Raw genomic sequence first — 22,712 nt, forward strand, 5'->3', positions numbered from 1 at the left:
TAGCAAGTCTGATTAAATCATAAAAAAGTTCTTTCTTCGAAAACAAATCGGCATTACCATTGATTTAAATCTTGTATTCAATTATCTTATATCAAACTTTTAGCGATGAGCAGTCTTGTAATCGATTTGATTCTTTGTGGTTTGGCTTATGTCATCCTGATATACGTCATGGCGACCATGACCAAAAACTCCATAAAAAAGGGCAATAACCGTGAAGATGATGGGGATGGGGGCGTGGAGGATTTTACCCCTCCGAAGATAGACTTGCCTCCGGGAGTACAGTGGCCCAGTGATTCTCCAAAATCAAGAATTCCCGAGCCGATGGAAGTTTAGTGGCACTTATTGCAGATTCCCTGCACCAATAGATTCATTTCCTTCTTTTTGAAACCCTGAGGCAATTTGATACTGGGAAGGACTATAGACTCCAGGCAGATAGTTTCCCCGCAGGTTTCACATTTGAAGTGCACGTGCTCATGGTTATGCTGTTCTTTTTCATGAGAGCAAAGCGCATATTTGGTTGCTCCACTATCATCGAGCACCTTGTGTACCACGTCTTTGTCCACAAAAGTCTTCAATGTACGGTAGATCGTCACACGGTCAAACTGGCTGTCCAATGACTCTTCCAAATCAGAGTGTGCCAAAGCTATTTGCTTATCCAAAAACTCACGGATAATTTCTTGCCGACAGTCAGTAATGCGCAGCTTATGACTTTGAAGTATAGAGAGAGGAGATGACATATTCATGTATTTCAAACAAAATTAATCAAAAATTGAGTCAATGTGAATATTCTCTCGCAAAGACGCGGAGGCTCAGCGGTTTTGTGGCAATAGTTAGATGCTCTTTGAATACAAAACTCAGCTTGGCTAACTGGCAAATTTGAAACTCAATCACTGAAGCCGACAACCTACGTACAGTTGGCCGAAAACGCAATTATTTTTTTTAAAACCCGGGATTGCTCCGCAATGGTGAGAACTAGTTCAAGTTCTTCACTTGGATCGAATCCGCTTATCCAAAGTAGTACTAAACAAAAAAAATGGACACCGATCCGGTGCCCATTTAGTCTATTCATTTTTATGATTATTCGCTACTTTGCCAGTAACGGAAGAAAGGTGTCATACTATTCGGAAAATACTAGCGGAGCGACCATTTCGGTCACCTGTCTTCGGTCTTCCGTCCAGTAAAACAAGGAAAATATGGCTACTGGCATCATTGCGGATAATCACATTAACTTTTCTTCCTTTCTTACTTGGGGTCCAGAATAGCGTTTACTCTTTCCAATGCATCTTCCAAGTGAAGTTTAGACATCCTGTCCGAAGTTCTGGAGATGGCGGATTTGATATCTCTTTGGAGTATTTTCAATTCTCCTCTAGCCATTGGCCTGATGTCCGATTGGGAAGCATTGATCTGAGTGCCTACATACCTTCTGTATGCAGCAGGGACCGCAGGCTCATCACTTGTCATCAGGTATTCCATACGTTCAATGTAGGCTCTTTGCAAAGCTCTTCTATGCACATCGATAGTCTTACCGGTAGGAAGTTCTGACCAAATGCCTTTTCTCAAGTCATCAAATAATTCAGTGATTTTGTAGGCTTGGTTACCATTTAGAGCTTCATTTTCGATCACACGACCAAGTCTTCCCATATCAAGCACTACATTCAACGTATTTGCCTGTACTCCCCTGATTCTTTCCAAAGCCCCAAAATCTTCCGTTCTGGCAAAAATGTCATCCTGCATTAACCATTTCGGTGTAGTGAACAGTTCTGAGTTCAAGAATGCTACAGCTGATTTCTGTATGTCTTTCGAAGTGTGCGTGTATACCGGCAAATCCTGTCCTGTAGCTCTGTATACTTCAGCTACACCGCCTATGTTGGTTTTCACATGACCCATGTATCTGTTGAATTGCGTCACCACTTGGCCATACATTTCTTCCAGATCATCAAAATCTTTGAATGGTTTATTTGTCTCCGAAGTCCATTCCATTAAGTTTGGAATGATACGTTTCAAGTTCGCTATACCGTATTCGGAGGCCTTCATGGAGTTGTCCCCCAGATCTTCACTCTGGGCAGTAGGGTCGTAATTATTTCCCTGACGTCCATATCTGTAAATTGGATCACCTTGCTTTTCCAAGATCCACTGATCCAATGTCTCCAATTCATCTTCAGGAGTAGCGGCATCAGGGATAGGTCTATAGCCCCATGCGATAGAATATTTGTCATATGGGCCTACATTGGGCATTAAGCTTACGCCCTCGTCACCCGGCTGCGCGATGTAATTGAATCGGGCATAATCCATGATAGACGGTGCCGTTCCCATGGCTTTGGTGAATTCAGCATCCCTGAGTTTCTCCACTGGATAGGCATAGGAGGAAGCGAAGTTGTGGGGAAGTCCGAGCGTGTGACCTACCTCGTGAGAAGAGACAAAACGTACTAATCTGCCCATTACTTCGTCTTTGAATTGCACACTGCGTGCCTCAGGATTGATTGCAGCTGTCTGGATGAAGAACCAGTTTCTCAGCAAGTTCATCACATTATGATACCATCCGATATCGGATTCCAAGATTTCCCCAGATCTCGGATCAGATACATGGGGGCCGTAAGCATTCTGGATGTCAGATGCGAAGTAACGGATCACAGAATATCGTGCATCTTCAGGACTCCAGTCAGGATCTTCTTCTTTAGTTGGTGCCAGTTTGGCTACAATAGCATTTTTAAAACCCGCCTCTTCAAATGCCACCTGCCAATCTTCCACTCCTGCAATCAGGTAAGGAATCCACTGCTTGGGAGTTGCGGGATCTATGTAGTAGACGATTTGTTTTTTCGGCTCAACTAATTCACCTGCCTTAAATTTCTCCATGTCTTCCTCCTTCACTTCCAGTCTCCATCTGTCAAGGAAGGTTCGTTGCTGTGCTTTCTGTGCATCAGCACCATAATCCACGATCGATCTGCTAAACCAACCCACGCGCTTGTCACCCAGACGCTGTTTCATTGGCTCTTTTGGCAGAAGCAACATAGAGGAATTCATTTCCAATGTGATAGATCCCGTAGAGCTGTTTGATGGAGGTTCGCTGGCAATGTATGTCATTACATACCTCGCTTCGATATTGATCGGGTAGGTATGGATATGGTCTATATACGACCTGTCTGTGTCCAACCTGGTGACTTTGTATTGGGTCCGTTGTCCTTTGGGAAGTCCCAAAGCTTGTACATCCTTAGTCCATAGATCTGTCGCTTCGATTACAATTCCTGTAGAATCTGTGCCTAGGGATTTGATGGCAAATTTGTGCAGCAATGGTTCTAAGTTGGAGTTCTTTACCGCCAAGGCAATTGGAAGTGAATCTGCCGCATAGTTATTGACTGAGATAACTTTCAGATGGATAGCATTGTTGTTCTTTTCCCAACGAAGCATCAGCGTGTTCGTACGCTCACCACCATAGCCGAGACCATCGGCAGTTTTGGCAATAGTAGTGACCATCAGCATATCTCTTCCCAGTAGTGAATCGGGAATCTCGTAGTAATACTTATCTTCAATCTGGTGAACCTTGAAAAGCCCGTCTTTTGATTTTGCCTTTGCTGTGATTACCTCATTGTAGGGCTTTGGATCAGATTCATTACCTTTTGGTTTGGTAGGTGCATCCGGTGTAGCAGTTTCTTTCTTGGAGTCTTTTTTCTTCTTTTTCTGAGCAAAAGAATCCGTAGAATACAACATGACACCCATTACACTTACTATCAGACTTAATCTCCTAAGTAATTTGGGTAGGGTATTTCTCATAGTTAATAGTTGGTTTATTAGTTACTAAATTGCGAATTTCCGGAAAGCATCTGTAAGGATCATTCCTTTTTTATGAACGGTATATATACAAAGTTAAAGGTGGGCTTGTGAGCGATAAACTTAAAACTCTAGTAGTAGGAGGCGGATTGGCGGGTCTGATAGCCGCGTACTTATTGGCGAAGAATGGGAAGGAGGTTGTCTTGATAGAAAAGCGGAAGTATCCTTTTCATAGAGTCTGCGGAGAATACCTTTCTAATGAAGTGCTTGATTTTATGAACGGGGAAAATCTCCTTCCCGGGCACTATGAATTTCCCCGTATCAACACATTCCTGTTTTCAGATACCTCTGGAAAATCCGCAACTATTCCATTGGATTTGGGTGGATTTGGTGTCAGTCGCTATGTACTGGATGAGTATTTTTATCAGAAGGTATTGGAAAAAGGGGGCGAAGTGAAAACCGGGGTGCAGGTACAATCGGTAGTGTATGAGGAAGAAGAAAATCAGTTTCGGTTGGAACTGGCCGACGGCGGGTTTTTGACAGGGGATTATGTGATTGGTGCCTTTGGAAAAAGATCTAAACTTGACAAAGTATTGAAGCGGGAATTCATCGAAAAAAGGAGTCCCTATATTGGAGTGAAGTATCACATCAAAACAGAGGCTGATAGAAAGACCGTAGCGCTGCATAACTTCGAAGGAGGGTATTGTGGCCTTAATGCAATTGAGGAGGACAAGGCAAACTTATGCTACATGGGCAACCGTGAGCACCTCAGGATGTACGGCTCAATAAATGAAATGGAGAAAGAGGTGCTGTGGAAAAACCCACGCCTGAGGCAGTTGTTTACCGAGAGTGAGTTTCTCTTCCAAAAGCCCGAGGTGATCAACGAGATTAACTTTGAGCGAAAGAAACCTGTGGAGAAGCATATTCTTATGGTGGGGGATTCGGCAGGTTTAATTACCCCACTGTGTGGGAATGGTATGGCAATGGCCATGCAGTCGGGTAAATTGGCTGCAGAGTCTATTATAGCGGGAGGATCGAGAAGGGAGATTGAGTTCAGGTATGAATCCTCTTGGAAGGCACTCTTTGAGAGAAGACTATGGCTGGGGCGTAAAGTCCAGCGTTTTTTCGGTGCTAAACAAGCTTCGGTTTTCACAAGAAAGCTAATCCTCCATGTGCCTTTTGTGGCAAAGCAGATTATAAAAAACACACATGGGAAGCCGTTTTAGTGACCTAGTACCTGAAGGATTTGGGTGTTTTGCAGAAAGTAATAAATGAAGAAAGCATTGAGCGCCATTGCTGAGAAATAATTCATCCCCATCGCCCAAGTATAATTTGCATATTTTATCGGATTCAATCGGATAAAGCTAAACCAAGTCAGAAAGTAAAGCATTATGGGCATCATTGCTGCGAGATAAATCCAAAGGATTTGGGATTGATTTCTGTCAAGAAAAAACCATACGAAAGCAGCCCCTGTGATCATAAAAGCCATCGAAGAAAAGAGAAAAGTGCCTTTGATGCCCAAAACCAGACTCAATGTACGGTCACCTCTTCTGCTGTCTTCTCCGTGCTGGTATACCTGTGTCAAAGGATAATTTCCCCAAAGCATCAAACTCGTCAAAAGCCCGGGAATCGCTACATGAGGTCTCACTAATACCTCCCAGCTCAAGTTACTGAGTCCTGCATAGGTCATCGCAAAGGTGAAATAACCCTGGAATAACCCTGCAATAAACCAACTCAGCCACGGGTACTTTTTGATACGGATGGAAGGATGTGAATAAGCCATGCTTACCAATCCGTACAGCAGCAGCATAAGAGCGAAACTGAAGTTGATGGACGCTCCAATACCTATGGCTATGAGGAAAAAGATTAATGAAAGCCAATAGAGATCTTTGGTGACTTTTGGCGGATGCTTCAGCCCACCTATGCTTTCCTCATCCTTGTCAAAGTAGCTGTTGTACCCGTTGCTTGATGGGTATAGAAACAGATGAATTGCAATGAAAACCCATACTATTCTTAATCCATTGTGATTGGGAGTAAGTGCCAGAGCAAAGAAAAATACGGGCATCAAAAAGAGCGAAAAAGGAACCCGTAAATGCTTGAGGCTGGAAAGGGAAATCATGTCTTAAGTAAGGTTGGGTTATAACTTTTCTGGGGTGGAATGGTTACCAAGCATTCAGCCAATTTAGAGATAATCAATTAACTTGATCAAATGAATATGCAATGGGAGAAACAATTCGGCATCGTTTTGGGAAATAAGATAACTGATACTGACAAAAGACTACGCATGATGGTAAATTTTTCGACTCCTAATTTCTCCTTATGACCAATAGAATAATAAGTATAGGCTTGGCAAATCCGGGAAAACCGATTGATCAATCCGTGATAGCCGGTTTTATGCAGAGAGCTCATCAGCTGGATGAGGGGGAGGCAAGAAAATTGGGATTTTTATATAGAAAATCCGGGATTTCCAGCAGATATAGTGTGCTGAGTGATTTTGAGAAATCCGATCCCGAAGAATTCACCTTTTTTCCTAAAACTAAGAATTTTGAGCCTTTCCCGGGGACAAAGGCAAGAATGGAGGTCTTTCGGCAAACCGCTCCGCAACTTTGTGAAGATGCTGTCAAGAATTGCCTTGCAAAAACGGAAATAAAAGCTTCGGAAATCACCCATTTGATCTTGGTTTCCTGCACAGGGATGGTTGCTCCGGGAGTAGAATTGGACTTAATGAAACGGTTGGAGCTGGATGGTTCTGTGGAGCGTTATTGCGTGCATTTTATGGGTTGCTATGCGGCTTTTACCGGATTGAAGTTGGCTGATAAAATAGTGAGTGCTGAGCCGGATGCCAAAGTAATGCTGGTCTCCATCGAGCTTTGCACGCTTCATTTCCAAAAGGAGTATGTAGAAGACAATGTACTGGCCAATTCACTTTTTGGGGACGGAGCGGCGGCGGCATTGGTGATGAAATCCGCATCCGGATTGAAAATCAAATCTTATCTAAGTCAGGTGTTGAGGGAGGGAGAAGGAGACATGGCTTGGGGTATTGGGGACTTTGGTTTTGAAATGCGGCTGAGCAAGTATATTCCCACACTTTTGGATCAGGGAATTCAGCAATTGAAGGAAAAATTTGAAGAAAAATTTAAGTTATCCACTGTGGATAACTTTGCCATTCATCCCGGGGGGAAGCAGATTTTGCAGAAGGTCCAAGAGGCTTTTGACCTTCCTGAATCGGCGAATGCCCATGCAATGCAAGTACTGAATCAGTTTGGGAATATGTCCTCTGCCACTATACTTTTTGTACTGGAGAGAATGGTGCATGATGATGAAATTCAGGGAGAAATACTTGCTATGGGATTTGGACCGGGGCTTACATTAGAGACTTTACTTTTGGAAAAGTGATGGGTAAATTTGCGCAAAGAAGTGAGAAAAAAGAGTTGATGGACAACTTCAATTGTTCAGGGGAAGAACTGAAACAAACATTGCGGGAGTTAAAAACGATCAACCGCTGGCTTGGGGGAAACTATGTGACTACATCAGGACTTGCAAAGATTTTTAAGCTTTATCCACAGGACTTTTACACGGTGGCAGATATCGGCTGTGGAGGCGGAGACATGATCCGTGTGATGGATAGCTGGGCAAAAAATAAAAAAAAAGAGGTTAACTTTACGGGCATCGATGCCAACAGGAACATTATTGACCTCGCGGCGGTTAGATTAGCCGACTTACCCAAAGTAGCCTGGAGAGTCCAGAATGTATTTGACGCTGGATTTTCACAAGAAAAAGTAGACATCTCTACTTGCACGCTCTTTACACATCATTTTACTGATAGCGAATTAGCGGAACTGCTGAAATCCCTCCGGGAAAAATCCCGCTTGGGTATTGTAATTAACGATCTACATCGTCATCCGCTGGCTTATTATAGTATTAAGTGGCTTACACGCATTTTCAGCAGATCAAAGATGGTTCAGAACGATGCGCCATTGTCTGTTTTGAGGAGTTTTTCGAAGGCGGATTGGGAGAGAATATTAAAATCTGCTCAAATAGACCGGTTTGAAATACGCTGGAATTGGGCTTTTCGCTGGCAAGTGAATATAACATTTTAAGCATCTCCCTTGTTTTTTAAAGACCCTATTTGATCAATTGGCCATGTGAAATACGCTCCATACCATTGAATAACTAAGCATTACTGCTATTGGGGAGGTAGTCAAACATTTATTTCAAGAATCATCAACCAAAATAAATTAATATGGAAATTTCCCAGGAAACAGTAAATGCATTTTATGAACGCGCGATTGACTTGGCATACTTAATAGTTCCAAGAATTATCTTTGCTGTAATTTTTTATCTAATAGGTAAGTTTATCGTAAAAAGTCTACTGAAAGGCTTGAGGAATCTTTTGGAGAAAAGGGAAAATAATCCATCTCTAAATGATTTTCTTTTTGGGTTTGTCAAGATCGTATTGTACATCACCTTATTCATGGGAGTGGCCAGTATTCTGGGGGCACCTTTAGGATCCACGGTTGCTATATTTGGTGCGGCTGGATTGGCCATTGGTCTGGCTTTACAGGGTTCCCTTTCAAATTTTGCCGGCGGTATATTGATTTTAGGCTTTAAGCCCTTTCAAGTAGGCGATGTGATCGTTGCCCAGGGACATACCGGGAAAATTGCCAAAATACAGATTTTGTATACGCACCTGATGACCTTTGACAACAGAGAGGTCATTATTCCCAACGGTAGTCTGGCCAATTCGGATATCATTAATATGAGTACCCAAGAGACGAGAAGAACGGAAATAAATGTAGGTGTGGCATATGGTACCAATATTAAAAAGGCTAAGGAGGTTTTGGTTAAAATCTTCGAAAATGATCCGCGTGTCCTTAAGGACCCTGCTCCTTTTGTGGCGTTGACAAATTTCGGCGACAGTTCATTGGACTTGGTAGTGAGAGTTTGGGTTAAGGCAAGTGACCTGTGGCCTGTGCACTTCGATGGCATGGAGTCAATTAATACTGAATTTGAAAAAGCAGGAATTGAAATTCCTTTCCCGCAGCGGGTTGTTCATCAAATCAAAGAGAAAGCTGCTCAAGAAGAATTAAATCCTTAAGAAATTCCTTCAAAATAAAAAGGCGGTCGAATTGATCGCCTTTTTGCATTTGCATTTTGGTAGAAAATCAACTTTCTCTGACCTTAGACCCCTTGGCGTTTTGATTGGTTTTGCTTGGGATAAACTCCGGGTATTCGTTTAACCTTGGTTGAAAGAAGAGTGATTTTTTGGGTGGGTATATGCCAAAATAGAATTGTTAGTGCATATTGTAGGTTAAAATATTTCCTATAAAAAAACGGCTACCTCGAAAAAGATAGCCGTTTTGATTTTGCTGTTTGAAGGAATTAATCCAAAGTCACTTGTCTAGAGCTATTTGGATAGAAGTAAGTAGCCAGCTTATCACAAGTGCCGTCTCCGTAATCCACTGATGTCTCTATTCCTCTGAATTGAAAGTTTGTAATTCCTGAAAGAGGTGCAGTAACCCCAGAGTCGATACAGCTTTTTTTGTAAACCAAAGCGGTTGAAGTTGAGGAAGTATATTCGAATCCTCCACGACTGGTTCCTGAAGCTGTTCCGGTAACAGAAATCTCGTATTCACCTTGAGCGCCAAATTTCATATCACGGAGCTGATTACTTTCTACAGAAAGATTGGTGCCATCAGGCCAAGTCACTTTACCGTTTTGGATTTCTGCTTCAAAGTTAAAACTGTTCGTTTCCAGATTGGATCCTTTGTTGGTGAGGATTCTGGTACCTTCTAATTTCAGCCCGTTTACCTCGTACCCGTCAAATTCTGTAGTGGTTTTTGCTCCCGGTATCATTAAATTTCCTGTATAAGAGAATGTTACTTTTCCTTTTCTAGCTGCACCACCTGTGCCGGTACAGCCTTCTCCGAAATCGACGATTATTTTTTTTGCGGCTTCATCAAGTGTTACAACAGCCCCTTCGCAAATATTACCGGAAGGGATATTCTCTGTGGTTCTTGCACTAAGTCCGAAGTTGCGGTGAACTGTAAGTGTTAGATTGTTTAGATCTTCGAAAGCCATGCTTGCTGTGATATTCTCTTCCATTACAGAAAGATTCGGCGCAGGGTCATCATTTACATCGCAGCTTGAAAGTAGGGAAATTCCGGTGATCAGAAGTACTGGTAAAGAGATGTTAAATAAATTTTTCATTGAGAAGTTAATTGGTAATTGATTAGATTTAGTTAGGTGATTTTTTGGAAGTACTAGCCGCTTTTTTGGTCTTTCCGCTTGCAAAACCTATGTTTTGTGTGAAAGGGATATCATTGGGAAGTATTCCCATACCTTCGGAAAGATCCCATTCTTCGGCTTCTATTATTTTTTCAGGTGATTTTTTACTTTTTTTCATAGGCTCATTGCGGTGATTGAGAAATGTCAATGACTTTCTGAAAAAGAATAGATGGCAAGGATTGCGCCAATTTGAATAGTTAGCTTGATTCAATTCCTATCTTTGGGCATGAAAGGATTTGATTTTGAAAATTCCAATCTTCCGGAGAAACTTAAAGGGGTAAAAAGCAAGGCAGGAACCCTGTCTTTTCTGCGCTTGATGGTTTTTTTGGCAATGGGGGGACTATTTGTTTTGACGGTTTCGGATAATCCGGTTTGGTTGCTGTTTTTCGGGATTTCCGTCGCTGCTTTTATTTCATTGATTAGAAAATACAATGAGCAGAAAGACCAAGAAGCTATTTATCTGGCCTTGGAGAAAATGAATACGTATAGGCAAAAAAGGATAAGACGGAAGCTTAAAGACCTTGAAAGCGGGACTGAATTCCAGGAAAAAGCGCATCCATTTTCCAATGATCTGGACCTTTTTGGAGATCACTCTCTTTTTCAGCTTTTGAACCATACTGTTTCCAAAAATGGAAAAGAAGCATTGGCAAAAAAGATGAAGTCCGGATTTGATTTGGGTAGGGCCGAAGCATTTCGCGAAGCATCCGCAGAATTGTGCACAAAGCCAAATTTTCTTCTAGCTATGGAAAGCATAGGAATGGCATTTTATAATGAGGAAAAATCAAATTCAGGATGGATCAAATGGCTGCATGAGGAGAATAAAAGTACGTTTTTGATTGCTGTTTTTGCATTCATTGGCCCTGCGGGTGGTCTTACACTCTCGGTTTTGGTTTATTTGGGAATTGTTCCGGCGGCCCTGCTTGGTGTCTGGATATTAGTCGGGATGATATTTCTCGGAATGGTATTCAAGCCCCTGAAAAAAGCTGCCGAGTCGATTCCGGGTAGAGATCAGCTAAAAACTTATCGCTATTGGCTGGCTGTGTTGGAAAAAGAGCAGCTAGCCTCCCCACTTCTGAAAAAGATGCAGGCGCCATTTCTCACCAAAGAGGTCAAAGCTTCTACACTTTTTGATCAATTGGATAGCTTGGGATTGTGGATTCAGAATCGAATCAATTTATTATACATTCCTTTGAACCTGATTTTTTGGACGGATCTGCTGTTATACCTCAGATTGGTTTCTTGGAAGAGAAAGTACGGAAATCTGGTTGCTGATTTTCCTGCTCAATTGGAGGAGTGGGAAGTGTTGATTTCACTGGGAGCTTTTGAAAGTGAAGTTGGTGGACAGGGAAAAGTAATCACTGTAGAGAAAGGCTTGATAGGTAAAGTGGTCTCGCATCCCTTGCTTGAGCCGGGCGTGGCTGTACCAAACGATTTTGTTATTGATGGAGATCAACGGATTGTTTTGCTTACCGGGGCAAATATGAGTGGAAAAACCACCTTCATGCGAACGTTGGGAATTAATTGTGTGTTAGTCAACCTAGGTTTGAATCCTTTTGCCGAGGAGTTTGGCTTCTCTGCGTTCCAGCTCTACACCAGCATGAGGAATACCGATAATTTGGGTGAAAGTGTGAGTTCCTTTTATGCCGAACTTAGCCGTATCAAGCAATTGATAGACAGAATAGAAAATGGAGAGCAGATCTTCTTCTTATTGGATGAAATTCTGAAAGGGACAAATACGGAAGACCGGATTGCGGGATCGGAAGCGCTGATCAGACAGGTAGAGAATACAGAGGCTTTGGGGATCATCAGCACGCATGATATAGAATTGGCAGAATTGGAAACAAGGATGAGTTCGGTAAAGAACTTCAGTTTCCATTCGGAGATACACGACCAATCTATTGACTTTGATTATAAAATAAAACGGGGAGCATGCCCAAGTTTCAATGCACACAAACTCATGGAATTAATGGGGATTCGTTTTCAAGAAGAGAAGTAAATGTCCTTTTTCCCGAGTTCGATTTATTTTTGATTACAACTTAACTATGGCTATACCATCGCAATCACCCATTTTGGGAGTCCTCGGAGGAGGTCAATTGGGCCGAATGCTTATTCAGTCGGCAATCAATTACAATCAAGATATCCACATCTTGGATCCTGATCCAAATGCACCATGCAAGGATCTGGCGCAACGTTTTACCGTGGGCTCACTTAAGGATTACGATACTGTTTATGCCTTCGGACATAGCTGTGATGTGATTACGGTGGAGATAGAAAGTGTTAATACCGAGGCGCTTGAGCAACTGCAGCGAGAAGGGAAGAAGGTTTATCCACAACCTGATATCTTAAGTCTGATTAAGGATAAAAGAAAGCAAAAGCAGTTTTACCAATTGCATGGAATTCCTACTGCTGATTTTATTCTCACTGTAGATAAGGCTGATGTTATCCACAACTCTGATTTTCTTCCTGCTGTGAATAAGTTGGGCAAAGAAGGTTATGATGGACGTGGTGTTCAGGTGTTGAGAACTGATGCAGATCTGGACAATGCCTTCGATGCTCCGGGGCTTTTGGAGAAGCTGATCGATTTTGACAAAGAAATCGCGGTGACTGTTGTTAGAAATGAAAAGGGGGATTTGGTAGCATACCCTGCCGTAGAGTGTGCTTTTCACCCTACAGCCAATTTGGTTGAGTATCTTTTTGCACCTGCTGAGATCTCCCAAGAGGTCGCAGAGAAAGCTGAGCAAATCGCGAAGGATGTAATTCTTAAATTGGGAATGGTTGGAATTCTTGCAGTGGAAATGTTTGTGACCAAGGGCGGAGAAGTTCTGGTGAATGAAGTGGCTCCCCGGACTCATAACAGCGGACACCATACCATAGAAGCCAATTTTACATCTCAATTTGAACAACATTTGCGGGCGGTAATGAACTGGCCACTGGGAAATCCTGACTTGAGATGTCCTGCCGCAATGATTAATTTGCTGGGAGAAGACGGTTATGATGGGCCTGTTTTGGTGGAAGGGAAGGACGAGGCGTTGGCAGAGCAGGGAGTTTACATTCATTTGTATGGAAAGAAAATCACCAAGCCATTCAGGAAAATGGGACATGTAACCATTTTGGCTGATACAGTTTCAGGCTTGAAAGAAAAAGCGCAACGGATCAAAGAGTTAATCAAAATCAAAGCTATACAATGAATCCACAGGTAGGTATTATCATGGGAAGCCAATCGGATCTTCCAATTATGGCTGAAGCCGCACAAATGCTTGAAGAATTGGGGGTAAATTATGAATTAACGGTGGTTTCTGCACATCGCACGCCACAGCGGATGATTGATTATGCCCACTCCGCACGTGAGCGGGGGCTCAAAGTAATCGTAGCAGGAGCTGGTGGGGCAGCGCATTTGCCGGGAATGGTAGCGTCGATGACGAGTCTGCCGGTGATAGGCGTTCCTATCAAAAGCTCTAATTCTATCGATGGCTGGGATAGTATTTTGTCGATTTTGCAGATGCCGGGCGGAATCCCTGTAGCTACAGTAGCATTGAATGGGGGGAAAAACGCAGGTATTTTAGCCGCTTCAATTGTCGGTTCTTTTGACTCTAAAGTGGGAGACAGCTTAGATGCGTACAAAAAGACGCTTAAGGAAAAAGTGGAGGAATCCGCGGCCCAGATAGAGGCCAAGGGATGGAAAGAAATACTTAAGAAATAAAAAATGCGGCTTTTCAGCCGCATTTTAATTCATTGCCATGAATTGGAAAAAGATTATTCGATTTAAGATAGGGGATGTCCCTTGGGAAGTACCTTTGGATGTATTAGTCCTATTGGGAGGGATTGCCTTGCTATTAATGGGAGCCGGTGCCTATTTCGGCTTTCAATTTGGGAACAGCTAGTCAGTAAAGATTCCCCAGCCGTCATCATTTTTTTCGTTGGGGTCAAATCCTTTTTGCCATTCAACAAACAGTAGACGATATTCCTCTATAGCTTCCCTCAGAAGTTCCAAGTGCTCTTCTGCGTGGGTTCCCTCCATTCCCAATTGATAGGTCATAGAATAGAGACTTTTAGCATGCACTTTCATAATTACAGCTTTCTCCATTTTCAGGACATAATCCGATATTCCTTCGGCTCCTGCAAATTTGGCGCTCATAATCATCGCATCTTCCATCATGATATTGCCATAAAGCTCTTTTCTTGCCTCATCCAAACTCCCCACCAGGGCACGAGTCAAAGCAAAGATATCCTTGGCTTTCTTCATTAAGGGATGCTTATAAATGTTTTCATGCTCCTTTCGGGCATCGAATTCATCCTCCTCGTCCCATCCTGCCTCGTCGTCATCAAAATCGTCCCACATGGCAGAAATTGTTTAGAATGGTAATTTGTCTTCTTCTCCTTCAGAATGGAAAGTATCCACTTCAGGCATTGCAGAATGTGAAGCTGATGCTCCCCCGGCTCTATCTACTTTGAATGCTTTCACTTCGGTGTACCAGCGTCCATTGTATTCTCTACTTTCCACATCTATACTCAATGTTACGTTTTCACCTGCGTTTAAAGAAAACTGATCGATTTTGTCCCCCCAGAGTGATACACAAACCTTTTTGGGATACTGACCTCCTGTTTCTAGGATGAATTCCTGCTTTCTCCATGCATTGCCACTTTTTGAATTTCCACCTACTTCGGGTAGTTTTTGGATTACTTTTCCACTCAATTCCATTGTCGTATTATTAAATTTCTATCTATGCGAAGTTACACAATGCGGTTGAAATCTCTTGTTTGGATTAGTGCAAATAACTTTCATAGAGAAGGTCGTTTTAACATTTTTTGGCATAAACATTGAAAGTTCAGAACTTTAAATGTACTTGGGTTGAAATAAAAAATCTCTCTTTTCTGTTTTTTCCAAATTAAATTTGGATTATACTTGTAGAAGGCTTAAGGAGATAAAATCCTTGCATTTTCTTTGCACAGTTGTGTTCGAAATCATACTTTTAAACAATTTCTTTTTCTTTCACCCTTATCCGATACTATGGCCTAGACCTTTACGTTTATAATAAACCAACTTTAAAATGAGTAAACGAATTGGTCCAAAGGACAGCGAATTGATTGCACAGTATCGAAATGGTAGTGATGCAGCCTTTGATTTATTAGTAGATCGCTACCAAAGTAAAATGTATACCACTATTTTTCTGATCGTTAAGGATCAGAGGGTAGCTGAGGATTTGCTTCAGGATGTATTTGTGAAAGTGGTCAAAACACTTAACTCTGATAGATACAACGAGGAAGGCAAGTTTCAGCCTTGGGTGATGCGGATATCTCATAATCTGGCCATTGATTATTTCAGAAAGGCCAAAAGATATCCTTCCATTTTAATGGAAGACGGTTCGAATATTTTCAATTCGCTGAAGTTTGCTGAAGAGAATGTGGAAGACCGTCAGGTGAGAGAAGAGAATATTGAGATGGTGAAGCGCCTGATAGAGGAACTTCCTGAAGCTCAAAAGCAGGTCTTGATTATGCGGCATTATTTGGATTTGAGTTTCCAAGAGATTGCAGATCAGACAGGCGTTAGTATAAATACCGCTCTTGGAAGAATGCGATATGCGCTGATCCACCTGCGGAAGAAAATGAAACAACTAAATTTTGCATATGATAAAACCTTTTACCCAAAATGACCTGATAAGGTATATTTATCGGGAAATGTCGGAGGTAGAGCAAGAACTCTTAGTGCAAGCCTTGCATAGTGATGATTCACTAATGCAAGAATATGTAGAAATGCTGAGCACAGTAGAGCAAATGGATCAGATCCAGCTTCAACCTTCGGAGAAAGTAGTACAAGCGATCAAGTTGAGAGCACAGTCTACGGGACTCGAGCGAGTCTGACAATATGGTAATCCCGCTTAATGCGGGATTTTTTAGTTTAAAGAATTTATAAAACCGGCAGTTTGCTCAAATAGGCAAGTACATGTTTCTAAAGCAAGCATATTAGACATGGCATGGATGCGTATTTATCTGATCACCCTAAAACCATTTGATAAGTGAGGCAATGATTTGTTTCGCTTTCATACCGTAGGGAGGCCTTAGGAGCGTGACATTGTTGAGTCCGACCCGTTGCTTTAATACTCCTTTTTCATTGCTGAAAGCCAAAAAGCCATGATAGCCATGTGCTTTACCAATTCCACTGGTATTCACTCCTCCAAAAGGCAATTCCATGTGGAGGTAATGTAAAACACAGTCATTGATCACCGCATTGCCCGAGCTTGTCTCTTGAAGTACTTTATCTGAGTGCTCAGAACTGCCTCCAAAATAATAGAGCGCCAATGGTTTTGGCTTGCCATTCACGTAAGCTATGGCTTGTTCCAAGTCGCTATACGTTAAAATAGGAAGAATAGGGCCAAAAATCTCCTCTTGCATTACCCTCATATCATCTGTCACATGGGTGAGGATAGTCGGCTCAATATAGCGTGTGAGGTGGTCGGATTTTCCTCCAAAGATAAGTCCGGCTCCTTTTGCGACTGCCTCGTCAATGGTTTTTGTGAGTCGATCAAAATGCTTGTCGTTTACTATTCTAGCCATGTCGGGAGACTTTTCAATTCCTTTGAAAGATGGGTCGTACATTTTTTGTAAGGCCACTTTCATTTCGGGGAGAAGCATTTCCAGCTGTGACTCATGCACCAACAGGTAATCGGGAGCAATACAGGTTTGCCCACAATTGACAAATTTCCCCCAGATCAGTTTTTCTGCAGCATCTTTACAATCTGCATTTATATCAACAATCGCAGGAGATTTCCCTCCCAGTTCCAGCGTCACGGAAGTTAGATTTTCAGCAGCTGCTTTCATGACGATTTTTCCCACTGCCGGGCTGCCGGTGAAAAATATATGATCAAAAGGAAGTTCCAACAATGCCTGGGAAACTTCTTTTTCTCCTAAAACTACCGCGACCTCACTGGGATTAAATAGCTCGGCAATCATTCTATCGATCAATCCAGCAGTGTAAGAAGTCATTTCAGATGGCTTAATAATGGCTGTGCAGCCAGCTGCCAAAGCGGAGATCAATGGTCCAATTGATAGATTGAAAGGGTAATTCCAAGGAGCGATAATCAAGGATGTTCCCTTTGGCTCCGCATAAATTTTACCTGATGTCCCAAACATCGGTAGAGGAGTCGAAACCGATTTCGGGCTCATCCATTTTTTCAGGTTCTTAATGGTGTGGTTGATTTCTGCCGTTACAGGAAATATTTCGCTAAGGTCAGTTTCCGGTTCAGGTTTACCAAAATCGTTTTTCAGTGCATCACGAATGTCTTGCTGATTGTCTTTTATCCAAGCTCTGATCTTTTTCAATCTGTCTATTCTCTGCGCTGCAGAGGAAGTTCTCCATGCAATAGAAGTTGATCGTTGATCTTCTAAAAGTTGATTCAGGTTTCGGGTGTGGAATTCTGAAGACAAGTGGCTAGACATTAAAGAATTAATTTGCAGGATGGGTTATTATCGGGAGATTAATTTACAAATGTTTTTAGAGAGAAGCAGTAATAAAAATGGATAGCGCAATAATGGGTATAGCAGGCGGGATTCTATAATGCTCGAGAATGGCAAATACTATTGAAGTAAAGAGAAGAAATCTATTAGGTTAGTCAAACGTTTTTGAACTGTCAGCGATAGATTCATTGATCTCTGCCAGCTCCTTCTCGCTCAAGTCACGCCATTTGCCTACGGGGATATCCAAATGAACATTCATAATCCGGATGCGTTTCAACTGAGCTACTTTAAAGCCAAAATGCTCGCACATTCTTCGGATCTGTCGATTGAGTCCCTGGGTTAAGATAATCCGGAATTTGAATTTGCTGATTCTTTCTACTTTGCACGGATCTGTAACGGTATCCAGAATCGGAACTCCTGATCCCATCAGTTTGATAAACTCATCATTCACCGGTCTATCCACTGTGACGATGTATTCCTTTTCGTGGTTGTTTTTGGAGCGGAGAATCTTGTTGACTATGTCGCCTTCACTGGTCAGGAGAATCAGTCCTTCACTGTCTTTGTCTAAGCGGCCTATGGGAAAAATACGCTGGGAGTGACCTATGAAGTCAATGATGTTGTCTTTTTCACCTTTGGTATCAGTAGTGCTGACAATCCCGACAGGCTTATTGAAAGCAATGTAAGTATGTGCTTGTATAGGTGTGCCTACCGGCTTACCATCCACCGCTACCACATCATTTGCTCCCACCTTTGTGCCTAATTCAGGGATTTTTCCGTTGATGGTGATTCTGCCTTCTTCCAGCAATTTGTCGGCTGCCCTTCTGGAGCAAAAGCCTACTTCGCTAAGGTATTTGTTTACCCGTATTTGTTGATCTGCTTCCACGGAATTAGAAAATGGATTTGGGCTGCAAGTTACGTAATCTGAGAAAAGTCTTCAGATATTATCTAATCTGTTCTGATCCGAGCCTTCAGATTTGGATCTAAATCAATGCAGTGTCCTGACTGCCATACAGAATATTAAATTCAGATTTATTAATTCTCCGGAAAGCATTCTAAATGTGCACTTTGTGGTTTAAAAATAAAAAAAGCGCAAGTCCGAAGACTGACGCTTATGGGATTTCTAAGCAAATGCAATTATTCGCTTTTGGCAGGAACAATTGGCTTTGGTGCTTCTGCCACCAATATTTCCGGTTCGCCCGGTAGCCTGATAGAAGCCAATCTTTCCATGTATTCAACTTTTTTAGACTCAAAAGCCATTCTGTGTTTAGCTTCAATCGGCTGGGAAGGAGGAATCTTCTCTTTCAACCAATCTTCTTGTTTGCCATTTTTCCAAAATCTGAAGCAAAGATGTGGTCCGGTCGCCAAACCTGTGCTTCCCACATAGCCGATCACCTGACCTTGCCTGATTCTCGTTCCCGGCTTGATGCCTTTGGCAATCTTTGACATGTGTAAGTACTGCGTGGTATAGGTGCCGTTATGTTTGATTTTAACATAATTACCGTTGGCCGAAGTATATTGGGCATCAGTGACTGTTCCTTCTCCTACGGATCTGATCTCTGTACCGGTAGGGGCTGCATAGTCTGTGCCCAAATGTGCTTTGTATCGCTTTTGTACAGGGTGAAATCTTTTCAGATTATATCTGGAACTGATTCTAGTGTACTTTAATGGATCTCTTAAAAATGCTTTTTTGAAACTGTTGCCATCCTGATCGAAGAAAGTGATCTCTCCATTTTGCTCAAAAGGAATTGCATAATGAGGTTCTCCTTTATGCTCAAAAAATGCTGTTTGGATATCTGAAACTCCAACTACCACTCCATCGACTACTTTTTCCTGATAAGAGACCTTGTATTTGTCTCCTTTTTGCAAAGCTCCGAAATCTATAGACCAGCCGTATAAATCCGCAAACTGGTCAATGATGTCATAAGTCACGCCTTGACTGGTCATATCAGCTGAGAGATTGGAATTGATGATTCCTCCCGCTTCTTTGGTTCTATACTCTACAGGTTTTTCTGCTTTGTATATATCTATGGAATCCAAATTAAAGACTACATACTCTGCCGGATTTGGCTCGTAGATGAAGAATTGGGCTTTGGTAGAATCGGCAGGAGTTACCACCGTAAATTTCTTGTTTGCAGCGATCCCCCGCACATCAAAGATTTCCTTTGATTTCTTGGCTATTTCGTCGATGATCTGATAGGGGACATTGAAAGGAGCGAGAATAGACCCGAGTGTCTGATTTTTACTCACGGTGCCTTCTACAATATTCAGCCCGGTGACGTTTATTCCGTAGAGGAAAACCTGATTCGCTAAAGAATCAATCAAAGGTGGTTCTACAATCTCTGCTTCCTTTTCGGATTGAAAAGGCAGGCTGAAAAATTGGAGTGAAGATGCTGCGCCTATGATGATAACCAGTGCCGCAATTCCTATCCAAGTCTTTTTCATTAATCGTTACTATTAAGGGAAGGTGAAATTTAACTCAATCAAGCAAAAAAGGGCTTTTAATCCAAGCTTTGAGGTGTAACCCTTTTGATCGCTCCTCTCCAACTATCATACCAACGAAGAAAAGGAAACCATTATTTTATTTTCAGTATGATCTCTGTCCACTTTGATGAAATTTTGCCTTTTCTTGAAGATCCGGTGGGTTTTCTGTGAATATCTCAAAGAAATTGATGAAAAGATTGCTAATCATCCAATGATTCGTGTGTTCTCACGGTCATTTCTTTATCTTTGACCTCCCAAAAAAAACTAAAAAAACATGCTGAGAACGCATACTTGTGGCGAACTTCGCCTGGATCACGTAAATCAAGAAGTAACTCTTGCCGGCTGGGTGCAGCGGGTAAGAAACAAAGGAGGTTTAATCTGGGTCGATCTTCGCGATCGATATGGTTTGACCCAGTTGATTTTTGAAGAGGATTCCAGCGAAAAGGCACTGTTGGAAAAAGCAGCGGAATTAGGCCGGGAATTCGTAGTTCAGACAACAGGTAAGGTCATCGAACGAACCGCAAAAAACGATAAAATCCCTACCGGTGCCATCGAGATCAAAGTAACAGCGCTGGAAGTATTGAATGCTGCGAAAGTTCCCCCATTTATCATCGAAGATGAAACTGACGGCGGCGATGAGCTCCGTATGAAATACAGATACCTGGATCTGCGGAGAAATGTGGTGAGAGAAAAGCTCCAACTGCGTCATAAAATGATGCAGGAGACACGTAAATACATGGATGCTGAGGCTTTCATCGAAGTGGAAACGCCGGTTTTGATCAAGTCCACCCCGGAAGGTGCCCGTGACTTTGTGGTGCCTAGCCGTACCAATCCGGGTGAATTCTATGCGCTGCCTCAGTCTCCACAGACTTTCAAGCAATTGCTGATGGTTTCCGGTTTCGACAGGTATTTTCAGATTGTAAAATGCTTCCGTGACGAGGATTTGAGAGCGGATCGTCAGCCTGAGTTTACCCAGATAGACTGCGAGATGTCTTTTGTGGATCAGGAAGATATCCTGAATACGTTCGAAGGATTGACCAAGCACCTCTTCAGCACTGTGAAAGGTGTAGAGCTGGAAGAAGTGAAGCGAATGACTTATGCCGATGCCATGAAGTATTATGGTAATGATAAGCCGGATCTACGGTTTGAAATGAAATTTGTAGAGCTGAATGACCTGGCAAAGGGAAAAGGATTCAGCATTTTTGACCAAGCAGAGTTGGTAGTGGGGATCTGTGCAAAAGGGGCAGCAGAATATACCCGTAAACAACTGGATGCACTGACTGACTGGGTAAAACGCCCTCAGATCGGAGCTAAAGGTATGGTGTACGCCAAATACAATGCAGATGGTACGATCAAATCTACGGTAGATAAGTTCTACTCCGCTGATGATCTTCAGGATTGGGCAGATGCATTTGGAGCAGCACAGGGGGACTTGATGTTGATTTTGAGTGGTGATGCGGATAAAGTCCGTAAGCAGCTCTCCGAACTTCGCCTGAAAATGGGTGAAGACCTTGGGCTTCGCGACCGCACGGTTTTCAAACCGCTGTGGGTGATGGATTTTCCATTGCTGGAGTGGGATGAGGAGACCAATCGCTTCCACGCGATGCACCATCCATTCACTTCCCCTAAGAAAGAAGATATTCCTTTGCTGGATTCAGATCCGGGATCAGTAAGAGCCAACGCATATGATTTGGTTATTAATGGAGTAGAAATCGGAGGAGGTTCCATCCGTATTCACGATCGGGCGACGCAGCAATTGATGTTTAAGCATCTTGGATTTTCTGAAGAAGAGGCACAAAAGCAGTTTGGTTTCCTAATGGAGGCTTTCGAATACGGAGCACCTCCACATGGGGGAATAGCCTTTGGATTTGACAGACTTTGTGCGATTTTCGGAGGATCAGATTCTATTAGGGATTACATCGCTTTCCCTAAGAATAACTCCGGTAGAGATGTAATGATTGATTCGCCTAGCAGTATAGCCAATGAGCAATTGACAGAATTGTCTATTCAGTTGGCAGTGAAGAAATAAGCTAAGCAAAATATACTGAAGAGGCTGTTGCAGAAATGTGACAGCTTTTTTTGTTAAGAGGGCAAGAAATTGTCAAGGATAAAAATTGAACATAAAAAACAATGAACATTCAGGCTCACAAAATAGGTGAAACAGAGATTGCGGAAGTGATTTCAGACAAACTAGTAATACAAAACACAGAAGATGCGCTGGATCTAATGGGTGATATTTATTACCAAGGCTTTGATAAAATCATCCTGCATCTAGAAAATATCACTGCCGATTTTTTTGACTTAAAGAATAAAATGGCTGGTGAGATTCTTCAAAAGTTTTCCAATTATCGGATTAGTCTGGCAATAGTGGGTGACTTTTCCGGATTTGCGAGCAACAGCCTGAGAGATTTTATTTATGAAAGCAACAAGGGGAGGCAGGTCAATTTTGTCGCATCGGTTGACGAAGCATTGAGTGCCTTGACTAAGTAGGAGTTGGGTTGAGATCAAGGCAAGACTTGGCTGAAACCCATTTCCGATTTGCCAACAACCGGAAGTTTGTTCATTTCACACAAGTCGTTGATTATAAACTTTTATAACTGAAAAGCATTCTCAGGCGACCAATTCACAATGGGAATTTCCTTTGGTAATTCTTTACTGAATACCTGTATCAGAATTTTTATCATACGCTGCCTTCCGGGGATGAGAACCCCGATCATGGCAGCGAT

General features: G+C 42.3%; 23 protein-coding genes. 13 read left to right on the forward strand and 10 right to left on the reverse strand.

What is annotated here, in order from left to right; all coding sequences use genetic code 11:
* Positions 1-105: 105 nt before the first annotated feature.
* Positions 106-333 (forward strand): hypothetical protein, encoded by a 228-nt coding sequence (locus J2X69_RS05140; protein ID WP_310099472.1) that lies wholly within the window; start codon positions 106-108, stop codon positions 331-333.
* On the opposite strand, the gene J2X69_RS05145 is transcribed toward J2X69_RS05140, so the two are convergent.
* Both J2X69_RS05145 and J2X69_RS05150 read right to left on the reverse strand, forming a co-directional pair.
* Positions 330-737 carry a transcriptional repressor gene (locus J2X69_RS05145; RefSeq protein ID WP_310099476.1) on the reverse strand — a complete coding sequence of 136 codons (408 nt, stop codon included), beginning with the start codon at positions 735-737 and terminating at the stop codon, positions 330-332. The genes J2X69_RS05140 and J2X69_RS05145 overlap by 4 nt on opposite strands.
* A gap of 505 nt (positions 738-1,242) precedes the next feature.
* Positions 1,243-3,768, reverse strand: coding sequence for a zinc-dependent metalloprotease (locus tag J2X69_RS05150; protein ID WP_310099479.1), 2,526 nt, complete (start codon positions 3,766-3,768; stop codon positions 1,243-1,245).
* Positions 3,769-3,875: 107 nt separating this feature from the next.
* On the opposite strand from J2X69_RS05150, the gene J2X69_RS05155 reads away from it, so the two are divergent.
* A complete protein-coding gene (locus J2X69_RS05155) occupies positions 3,876-4,991 on the forward strand; it encodes an NAD(P)/FAD-dependent oxidoreductase (RefSeq protein WP_310099483.1) in 1,116 nt (371 codons plus the stop codon).
* Here J2X69_RS05155 and J2X69_RS05160 read toward each other — a convergent pair.
* Positions 4,988-5,884, reverse strand: a complete 897-nt coding sequence (locus tag J2X69_RS05160; RefSeq protein WP_310099485.1) for a UbiA family prenyltransferase — start codon at positions 5,882-5,884, stop codon at positions 4,988-4,990. The two genes, J2X69_RS05155 and J2X69_RS05160, sit on opposite strands and share 4 nt — an antisense overlap.
* Before the next feature lie 200 nt (positions 5,885-6,084).
* On the opposite strand from J2X69_RS05160, the gene J2X69_RS05165 reads away from it, so the two are divergent.
* The 3 genes from J2X69_RS05165 (at position 6,085) to J2X69_RS05175 (ending at position 8,863) form a co-directional block, all read left to right on the forward strand.
* Positions 6,085-7,161 carry a type III polyketide synthase gene (locus tag J2X69_RS05165; RefSeq protein WP_310099488.1) on the forward strand — a complete coding sequence of 359 codons (1,077 nt, stop codon included), beginning with the start codon at positions 6,085-6,087 and terminating at the stop codon, positions 7,159-7,161.
* The gene (locus J2X69_RS05170) at positions 7,161-7,865 is read left to right on the forward strand and encodes a methyltransferase domain-containing protein (RefSeq protein WP_310099491.1); all 705 of its coding nucleotides are present in this window, start codon (positions 7,161-7,163) and stop codon (positions 7,863-7,865) included. The genes J2X69_RS05165 and J2X69_RS05170 overlap by 1 nt, the downstream gene beginning before the upstream one ends.
* Positions 7,866-8,008: 143 nt before the next feature.
* Positions 8,009-8,863: a mechanosensitive ion channel domain-containing protein gene (locus tag J2X69_RS05175; RefSeq protein WP_310099495.1), complete on the forward strand. Its 855-nt coding sequence runs from the start codon at positions 8,009-8,011 to the stop codon at positions 8,861-8,863.
* Positions 8,864-9,147: 284 nt separating this feature from the next.
* On the opposite strand, the gene J2X69_RS05180 is transcribed toward J2X69_RS05175, so the two are convergent.
* Both J2X69_RS05180 and J2X69_RS05185 read right to left on the reverse strand, forming a co-directional pair.
* The gene (locus tag J2X69_RS05180) at positions 9,148-9,975 is read right to left on the reverse strand and encodes a hypothetical protein (protein WP_310099498.1); all 828 of its coding nucleotides are present in this window, start codon (positions 9,973-9,975) and stop codon (positions 9,148-9,150) included.
* 28 nt (positions 9,976-10,003) lie between these two features.
* A complete protein-coding gene (locus J2X69_RS05185) occupies positions 10,004-10,171 on the reverse strand; it encodes a hypothetical protein (RefSeq protein WP_310099501.1) in 168 nt (55 codons plus the stop codon).
* Between the two features lie 108 nt (positions 10,172-10,279).
* Between J2X69_RS05185 and J2X69_RS05190 the strand changes: the two genes are divergently transcribed.
* The 4 genes from J2X69_RS05190 to J2X69_RS05205 are packed head-to-tail and all read left to right on the forward strand — an operon-like array spanning position 10,280 to position 13,934.
* Positions 10,280-12,049 (forward strand): MutS-related protein, encoded by a 1,770-nt coding sequence (locus tag J2X69_RS05190; RefSeq protein WP_310099504.1) that lies wholly within the window; start codon positions 10,280-10,282, stop codon positions 12,047-12,049.
* 46 nt (positions 12,050-12,095) lie between these two features.
* Positions 12,096-13,241, forward strand: a complete 1,146-nt coding sequence (locus tag J2X69_RS05195; protein ID WP_310099507.1) for a 5-(carboxyamino)imidazole ribonucleotide synthase — start codon at positions 12,096-12,098, stop codon at positions 13,239-13,241.
* The gene (purE, locus tag J2X69_RS05200; protein ID WP_310099510.1) at positions 13,238-13,753 is read left to right on the forward strand and encodes a 5-(carboxyamino)imidazole ribonucleotide mutase; all 516 of its coding nucleotides are present in this window, start codon (positions 13,238-13,240) and stop codon (positions 13,751-13,753) included. Before J2X69_RS05195 ends, purE begins: the two co-directional genes overlap by 4 nt.
* A 37-nt stretch (positions 13,754-13,790) precedes the next feature.
* On the forward strand, positions 13,791-13,934 hold the full coding sequence (locus J2X69_RS05205; RefSeq protein WP_310099513.1) for a hypothetical protein: 144 nt from the start codon (positions 13,791-13,793) through the stop codon (positions 13,932-13,934).
* On the opposite strand, the gene J2X69_RS05210 is transcribed toward J2X69_RS05205, so the two are convergent.
* The gene (locus J2X69_RS05210; protein WP_310099516.1) at positions 13,931-14,392 is read right to left on the reverse strand and encodes a hypothetical protein; all 462 of its coding nucleotides are present in this window, start codon (positions 14,390-14,392) and stop codon (positions 13,931-13,933) included. The two genes, J2X69_RS05205 and J2X69_RS05210, sit on opposite strands and share 4 nt — an antisense overlap.
* A gap of 12 nt (positions 14,393-14,404) precedes the next feature.
* Entirely contained in the window at positions 14,405-14,752 is a 348-nt protein-coding gene (locus J2X69_RS05215) for a DUF3127 domain-containing protein (protein ID WP_310099518.1), read from the reverse strand.
* A 349-nt stretch (positions 14,753-15,101) separates the two neighbouring features.
* Between J2X69_RS05215 and J2X69_RS05220 the strand changes: the two genes are divergently transcribed.
* Both J2X69_RS05220 and J2X69_RS05225 read left to right on the forward strand, forming a co-directional pair.
* Positions 15,102-15,704 (forward strand): sigma-70 family RNA polymerase sigma factor, encoded by a 603-nt coding sequence (locus tag J2X69_RS05220; protein ID WP_310099522.1) that lies wholly within the window; start codon positions 15,102-15,104, stop codon positions 15,702-15,704.
* Complete coding sequence (locus J2X69_RS05225; RefSeq protein WP_310099524.1) at positions 15,679-15,912, forward strand: hypothetical protein; 234 nt, start codon at positions 15,679-15,681, stop codon at positions 15,910-15,912. The genes J2X69_RS05220 and J2X69_RS05225 overlap by 26 nt, the downstream gene beginning before the upstream one ends.
* Positions 15,913-16,050: 138 nt before the next feature.
* Here the strand turns inward: J2X69_RS05225 and J2X69_RS05230 are convergent, their stop codons facing one another.
* The 3 genes from J2X69_RS05230 to J2X69_RS05240 all read right to left on the reverse strand — a co-directional run bounded on the left by J2X69_RS05230 (position 16,051) and on the right by J2X69_RS05240 (position 19,947).
* Positions 16,051-17,487: an aldehyde dehydrogenase family protein gene (locus tag J2X69_RS05230; RefSeq protein ID WP_310099527.1), complete on the reverse strand. Its 1,437-nt coding sequence runs from the start codon at positions 17,485-17,487 to the stop codon at positions 16,051-16,053.
* Between the two features lie 169 nt (positions 17,488-17,656).
* On the reverse strand, positions 17,657-18,388 hold the full coding sequence (rluF, locus tag J2X69_RS05235; RefSeq protein ID WP_310099530.1) for a 23S rRNA pseudouridine(2604) synthase RluF: 732 nt from the start codon (positions 18,386-18,388) through the stop codon (positions 17,657-17,659).
* 251 nt (positions 18,389-18,639) lie between these two features.
* Positions 18,640-19,947: a peptidoglycan DD-metalloendopeptidase family protein gene (locus tag J2X69_RS05240; RefSeq protein WP_310099534.1), complete on the reverse strand. Its 1,308-nt coding sequence runs from the start codon at positions 19,945-19,947 to the stop codon at positions 18,640-18,642.
* Between the two features lie 313 nt (positions 19,948-20,260).
* Here J2X69_RS05240 and aspS point away from each other — a divergent pair, with 313 nt between their 5' ends.
* Both aspS and J2X69_RS05250 read left to right on the forward strand, forming a co-directional pair.
* On the forward strand, positions 20,261-22,015 hold the full coding sequence (aspS, locus tag J2X69_RS05245; protein WP_310099537.1) for an aspartate--tRNA ligase: 1,755 nt from the start codon (positions 20,261-20,263) through the stop codon (positions 22,013-22,015).
* Positions 22,016-22,116: 101 nt separating this feature from the next.
* On the forward strand, positions 22,117-22,476 hold the full coding sequence (locus tag J2X69_RS05250) for a DUF4180 domain-containing protein (RefSeq protein ID WP_310099539.1): 360 nt from the start codon (positions 22,117-22,119) through the stop codon (positions 22,474-22,476).
* The last annotated feature ends 236 nt before the right edge of the window (positions 22,477-22,712 follow it).

Source organism: Algoriphagus sp. 4150, from assembly GCF_031457395.1.
Lineage (GTDB): Bacteria > Bacteroidota > Bacteroidia > Cytophagales > Cyclobacteriaceae > Algoriphagus.